Source organism: Streptomyces sp. NPDC054841, from assembly GCF_053611045.1.
The window spans coordinates 1-6,229 of sequence record NZ_JBSGZO010000482.1; the positions used below are offsets into that span (position 1 = coordinate 1).

Sequence of the window (6,229 nt, forward strand, 5' to 3'; positions counted from 1 at the left end):
GGGGTTGCCCAGCAACCCGGCCGGTGTCCGCGTGGCAGGCGAACAGCGAACAGCGAACAGCGAACAGCGAATGGCGAATGGCGAACGGCTGACGTCCCGGGCGCGTCAGGTCGTCGCCCGCGCCTCCGCGGGCTGCGTGTCCGTCGTCCGCGCCGGCAAAGTCTCCGGCAGCAGCGCGAAGCACCCGAAGCTGAGCAGGGCCATCCCGGTCAGATACGCCGCCACACCCCACGGCGGGCCGCTCCCGCCCGCCAGCGCCGTGGCCACGATCGGCGTCAGCGCGCCGCCCAGCACGCCCGCCAGGTTGTAGCCGACCGCCGCGCCCGTACACCGCACCCTCGGCTCGTACAGCTCCGGCAGATACGCCGCGACCACGGCGAACATGGTGATGAACGCCAACAGCGCGCCGAGGAACCCGACGAACATCAGCACCGGCTCGGCGGTCTGCAGCAGCGCGGCCATCGGGAACATCCACAGCGCGATGGCAGCGCACCCGATGAGACACAGCGGCCGCCGCCCGTAGCGGTCACCGAGCATCGCCAGGAAGGGCGTCGCCGCACCCTTCACGGCCACGGCCGCCATGATGCAGACGAGCATCGCCGTACGGCTCACCCCGAGCTGCTCCGTGCCGTACGCCAGCGCCCAGGTGGAGACCGCGTAGAAGACGGCGTAGCCGACCGAGAGCGCCCCGGCCGTCAGCAGCACCAGCCGCCAGTGGCCGCGCAGCACATCGGCCAGCGGCAGCCGCGACCGTTCGGTGATCTGCTCGAACTGCGGCGTCTCCGCCAGAGAGCTGCGCAGCAGCAGTCCGCCCGCCGCGAGCAGACCGGCCGCCCAGAACGGTACCCGCCAGCCCCACTCCCGGAACTGGGCATCGCTCAGCCCGGCGGACAGTGCCAGCATCACCCCGTTGGCCAGCAAAAATCCGACGGCCGGCCCGATCTGAGGGAAGCTCGCCCACAGCCCGCGGCGCCCCGCGGGCGCATGCTCGGCCGTCAGCAGCACAGCCCCGCCCCATTCGCCGCCGAGCCCGAGGCCCTGCAGAAAGCGCAGCACCAGCAGCAGGAGGGGAGCGGTGACGCCGAGGGTCGCGTACGACGGCACGCAGCCGACCGCGACCGTGGCCAGCCCGGTCAGCAGCAGCGAGGCGAAGAGCACCGGCCGGCGCCCGTATCGGTCACCGATGTGCCCGAAGAGTACGGAGCCGAGCGGCCGCGACAGGAAACCGATAGCGAACGTGCCGAAAGCGGCGAGCGTCCCGGCGAGCGGCGAGAACGTAGGAAAGAACAGCGGCCCCAGCACCAGCGCCGCGGCCGTGCCGTAGACGAAGAAGTCGTAGAACTCGATGGCCGTCCCGGCGAGGGCGGCTGCCGCGAGCCGGGTCATGGACGGGGGCGACGGCGGGGACGAGGGGGGCGGCGACGGAGAGTTACGTGTGCGCATGTCGCGCCAACTACCCGTAATCACCCGTGGTTACGGGGGGCGTGCGGAAGCATGCCGGAGCGAGATCGCTCACCGCGACCGGGCGACCGGCGCCCGGATCTCACCCCGCTGCCGCCCCTGCCGCCCTGCCGTCCGTCGCAGACCGTCCCGTCGGCCGCTCACCCTTCGGTCACCAGCCGCGCTCGTGCCACTCCGGCAGATGCGGCCGCTCGTTGCCGAGCGTCGTGTCGTTGCCGTGGCCCGGGTAGACCCAGGTCTCGTCCGGCAGTACCGCGAAGAGCTTCGTCTCGACGTCGCGGATCAGCGAGGCGAACGCCTCCGGGTCCTTCCATGTGTTGCCCACGCCACCGGGGAAGAGACAGTCGCCGGTGAAGACATGGGGATGGCCGTGCGGGTCGTCGTAGACGAGAGCGATCGATCCGGGCGTGTGGCCCACCAGATGACGGGCGGTGAGTTCGACCCGGCCGACCTTGATCGTGTCCCCGTCCTCGACCAGCACATCGGTCGGCACCGGAATGCCCGCCGCGTCGTACCGGCCCGCGTAGGTGCGCGCGCCGGTCGCCGCGACCACATCGGCCAGGGCCTGCCAGTGGTCGCCGTGCCGGTGGGTGGTGACGACGGCCGTGATGCCGTCGTCACCGATCAGCGTGAGCAGTGTCTCGGCCTCGTTGGCCGCGTCGATCAGCAACTGCTCGCCGGTGGTCCGGCAGCGCAGCAGATAGGAGTTGTTGTCCATGGGGCCGACGGCGACCTTGGAAATCATCAGGTCCGCGAGCTCGTGCACATCCGCCGGACCGCCGACCTTCACCGCTCCGCTGTATGTCATGGGGTCAGCGTACTCAGCCGACTACAGGGGCGGCAGCACCGGCAGCGGGCCGCCGGTGGCCACCAGCGCCGAGCCGTCCCGGCGGCCGGACAGCCAGCCGAGGAGGTCGGGCGCGGGTCCCCTGACGACAACGGGACCACCGCTCGCCCAACCGTTCTGGCGCCGCCGGTCGTCCAGGTCTGCCCGTCCTCGGCGGCCAGACCGGTCGACGGCACATCCTTGTGGCCGCCGAAACGCTCGGCGAGGAAGTCGATCTCGCGCCGGACGAACTCGTCCGGCAGGTCTTCCAGCTCGTAGCCGATGCCCAGGTCGACATGGTGCAGCTCGACCTCCACCAGCCGCCGGAAGGGAATCCGGGCAGCCGCGTCCTTCACGCCGTTGCGCAGCTCCACGATCCGGGCCCAGTCGGCCTCCCCGGCGCCCACCGCCTGGAAGCGGGCGGCGCTGTCGCGTACGTCGTCGAGGTGGACGGCGAGCGGGCGGGGCGCGTCGCGCTCGATGTCCGCCTCGCGCGCCTCCGCGCTGGGGTACATCGGGCGGCTCTGGAGCACGTTCACAAGAGCGTCCGCGTTGCGGGCGAGGTGGGCCAGGACATGGCCGCGGGTCCAGCCGGGGAGCCGTGACGGCTCCGCGACCGCCGCGTTGTCCAGGGTGGCGGCTGCGGTGAGGAGCCGGTCCGTCGCTTCGCGTACTGATGCCAGGTCACGCACGGGATCGATCATGGGGAAGACGATAGCCCCGCCACACGTTCGAGTGAAGGTGACGCACCCGCCCGAAAATCGAATGCGCGTGCTATAGGCTCGTGAGAGGCATCCTTGGAAGGCGGGCATTCATTCGTCCGGCAGTCATCGGTCTCGTGGTCCCCCTAGCCTGGAGCAGTCCGCGACGGGGGCTCTGCCCCCGATTCTTCTCACGACCTCCCTCAAGAAAGGTGCGGACCCGGCGTGGCCGACCGTCTCATCGTCCGTGGCGCTCGCGAGCACAATCTCAAGAACGTCTCGCTCGACCTCCCGCGTGACTCACTCATCGTCTTCACCGGGCTCTCGGGGTCGGGCAAGTCGTCCCTCGCGTTCGACACGATCTTCGCCGAGGGGCAGCGCCGGTACGTCGAGTCGCTCTCCTCCTATGCCCGGCAGTTCCTCGGCCAGATGGACAAGCCGGACGTCGACTTCATCGAGGGTCTCTCCCCGGCCGTCTCGATCGACCAGAAGTCCACGTCGCGCAATCCGCGCTCCACGGTCGGCACGATCACCGAGGTGTACGACTACCTCCGGCTGCTCTTCGCCCGGATCGGCAAGCCGCACTGTCCCGAGTGCGGCCGCCCCATCTCGCGCCAGTCGCCGCAGGCCATCGTCGACAAGGTGCTCGAGCTCCCCGAGGGCAGCCGCTTCCAGGTGCTGTCGCCGCTCGTCCGCGAGCGCAAGGGCGAGTTCGTCGACCTCTTCGCCGACCTCCAGACCAAGGGGTATGCGCGGGCGAGGGTCGACGGGCAGACCGTCCAGCTCACCGAGCCGCCCAAGCTGAAGAAGCAGGAGAAGCACACGATCGAGGTGGTCGTCGACCGCCTCACCGTCAAGGACAGCGCCAAGCGCCGGCTCACCGACTCCGTCGAGACCGCGCTCGGCCTCTCCGGCGGCATGGTCGTGCTCGACTTCGTCGACCTCCCCGAGGACGACCCCGAGCGCGAGCGGATGTACTCGGAGCATCTGTACTGCCCGTACGACGACCTGTCCTTCGAGGAGCTGGAGCCGCGCTCCTTCTCCTTCAACTCGCCGTTCGGCGCCTGCCCCGACTGCACCGGCATCGGCACGCGCATGGAGGTCGACCCCGAGCTGATCGTCCCCGACGAGGAGCGCTCGCTCGACGAGGGTGCGATCCACCCCTGGTCCCACGGCCACACCAAGGAGTATTTCGGGCGGCTCATCGGCGGGCTCGCCCAGGCGCTCGGCTTCTCCACCGACATGCCGTGGGCGGGGCTGCCGCAGCGGGCCAAGAAGGCCCTGCTGTACGGCCACAAGACCCAGGTCGAGGTCCGCTACCGGAACCGGTACGGGAGGGAGCGGGCGTACGTCACGCCCGCCTTCGAGGGCGCGGTCTCCTTCGTCAAGCGGCGCCACAGCGAGGCCGAGAGCGACTCAAGCCGGGAGCGTTTCGAGGGCTATATGCGCGAGGTGCCCTGCCCGACCTGTGAGGGCAGCCGCCTCAAGCCGATCGTCCTCGCGGTCACGGTCATGGAGAAGTCCATCGCCGAGGTCTCCGCGATGTCGATCAGCGAGTGCGCCGAGTTCCTGGGGGAGCTGAGGCTCAACGCCCGCGACAAGAAGATCGCCGAGCGGGTCCTCAAGGAGGTCAACGAACGGCTGAGGTTCCTGGTCGACGTCGGCCTCGACTACCTCTCGCTCAACCGCGCAGCCGGCACGCTCTCCGGCGGCGAGGCGCAGCGCATCCGGCTCGCCACGCAGATCGGCTCCGGACTCGTCGGCGTGCTGTACGTCCTGGACGAGCCGTCCATCGGCCTGCACCAGCGCGACAACCACCGGCTCATCGAGACCCTGGTCCGCCTCAGGGACATGGGCAACACCCTGATCGTCGTGGAGCACGACGAGGACACCATCAAGGTGGCCGACTGGGTCGTCGACATCGGCCCGGGCGCGGGCGAGCACGGCGGCAAGGTCGTCCACTCCGGCCCGCTGAAGGAGCTGCTGGGCAACAAGGACTCGATGACCGGGCAGTACCTCTCCGGGAAGAAGTCCATCCCGACGCCGGACATCCGGCGCCCCATGGACCCGGCCAGGCAGCTGACGGTGCACGGCGCCCGTGAGAACAACCTCCGGGACATCGATGTGTCGTTCCCGCTCGGCGTCCTCACGGCGGTTACCGGAGTCTCCGGCTCCGGCAAGTCGACGCTGGTCAACGACATTCTGTATACGCACCTGGCGCGCGAGCTCAACGGCGCAAAGTCGGTCCCGGGCCGGCACACGCGCGTGGACGGCGACGATCTCGTCGACAAGGTCGTGCACGTGGACCAGTCGCCCATCGGCCGGACGCCCCGCTCCAACCCGGCCACGTACACCGGCGTTTTCGACCACGTCCGCAAGCTCTTCGCCGAGACGATGGAGGCGAAGGTCCGCGGCTATCTGCCCGGCCGCTTCTCCTTCAACGTCAAGGGCGGCCGCTGCGAGAACTGCTCGGGCGACGGCACGATCAAGATCGAGATGAACTTCCTGCCGGATGTGTACGTCCCGTGCGAGGTCTGCCACGGTGCGCGCTACAACCGGGAGACCCTGGAGGTCCACTACAAGGGCAAGTCCATCGCCGAGGTGCTGGACATGCCGATCGAGGAGGCGCTGCACTTCTTCGAGGCCGTGCCGACGATCGCCCGCCATCTGAAGACGCTCAGCGAGGTGGGCCTGGGCTATGTCCGCCTCGGGCAGTCGGCGCCGACGCTGTCGGGTGGTGAGGCGCAGCGCGTGAAGCTGGCCTCGGAGCTGCAGAAGCGCTCCACGGGCCGCACGGTGTACGTCCTGGACGAGCCGACCACCGGTCTGCACTTCGAGGACATCTCGAAGCTGATCAATGTGCTGTCCGGGCTGGTCGACAAGGGCAACACGGTGATCGTCATCGAGCACAACCTGGACGTCATCAAGACCGCGGACTGGGTCCTCGACATGGGCCCCGAGGGCGGCAACGGCGGCGGCCTCGTCATCGCCGAGGGCACCCCCGAGCAGGTCGCGGGCGTCCCCGCCAGCCACACCGGCAAGTTCCTGCGGGACATCCTGAGCCCGGAGCGCATCAGCGACGCGGTGCCGCCGCAGTCCCGCAAGACGGCGGCGAAGAAGGCCACGGCGAAGAAGACGGTCTCGGCCAACGCCACCGCGGTGAAGAAGAAGACGGTCACGGCGAACGCGACACCGGTGAAGAAGGCGGCCCCGGCTCGTACCCGGGCGCGCAAGGCCTGAC

3 protein-coding genes and 1 pseudogene are annotated in these 6,229 nt (G+C 69.7%); 1 reads left to right on the forward strand and 3 read right to left on the reverse strand.

Annotated elements, in window-relative coordinates:
* Nucleotides 1–105: 105 nt before the first annotated feature.
* From ACWGI8_RS37220 to ACWGI8_RS37230, 3 genes and pseudogenes are all read right to left on the reverse strand, one after another.
* On the reverse strand, nt 106–1,386 hold the full coding sequence (locus ACWGI8_RS37220; RefSeq protein WP_453667860.1) for an MFS transporter: 1,281 nt from the start codon (nt 1,384–1,386) through the stop codon (nt 106–108).
* A gap of 226 nt (nt 1,387–1,612) precedes the next feature.
* The gene (locus tag ACWGI8_RS37225) at nt 1,613–2,269 is read right to left on the reverse strand and encodes an MBL fold metallo-hydrolase (RefSeq protein ID WP_453667861.1); all 657 of its coding nucleotides are present in this window, start codon (nt 2,267–2,269) and stop codon (nt 1,613–1,615) included.
* A 21-nt stretch (nt 2,270–2,290) separates the two neighbouring features.
* Nucleotides 2,291–2,991 (reverse strand): annotated as a pseudogene (locus tag ACWGI8_RS37230) (maleylpyruvate isomerase family mycothiol-dependent enzyme).
* 222 nt (nt 2,992–3,213) lie between these two features.
* On the opposite strand from ACWGI8_RS37230, the gene uvrA reads away from it, so the two are divergent.
* On the forward strand, nt 3,214–6,228 hold the full coding sequence (uvrA, locus tag ACWGI8_RS37235) for an excinuclease ABC subunit UvrA (protein ID WP_453667862.1): 3,015 nt from the start codon (nt 3,214–3,216) through the stop codon (nt 6,226–6,228).
* The last annotated feature ends 1 nt before the right edge of the window (nt 6,229 follow it).

Bases quoted from the DNA above. Each gene is read 5' to 3' on its own strand.
- ACWGI8_RS37220 (WP_453667860.1), bottom strand. From the start codon at position 1,386: ATGACCCGGCTCGCGGCAGCCGCCCTCGCCGGGACGGCCATCGAGTTC.
- ACWGI8_RS37225 (WP_453667861.1), bottom strand. From the start codon at position 2,269: ATGACATACAGCGGAGCGGTGAAGGTCGGCGGTCCGGCGGATGTGCAC.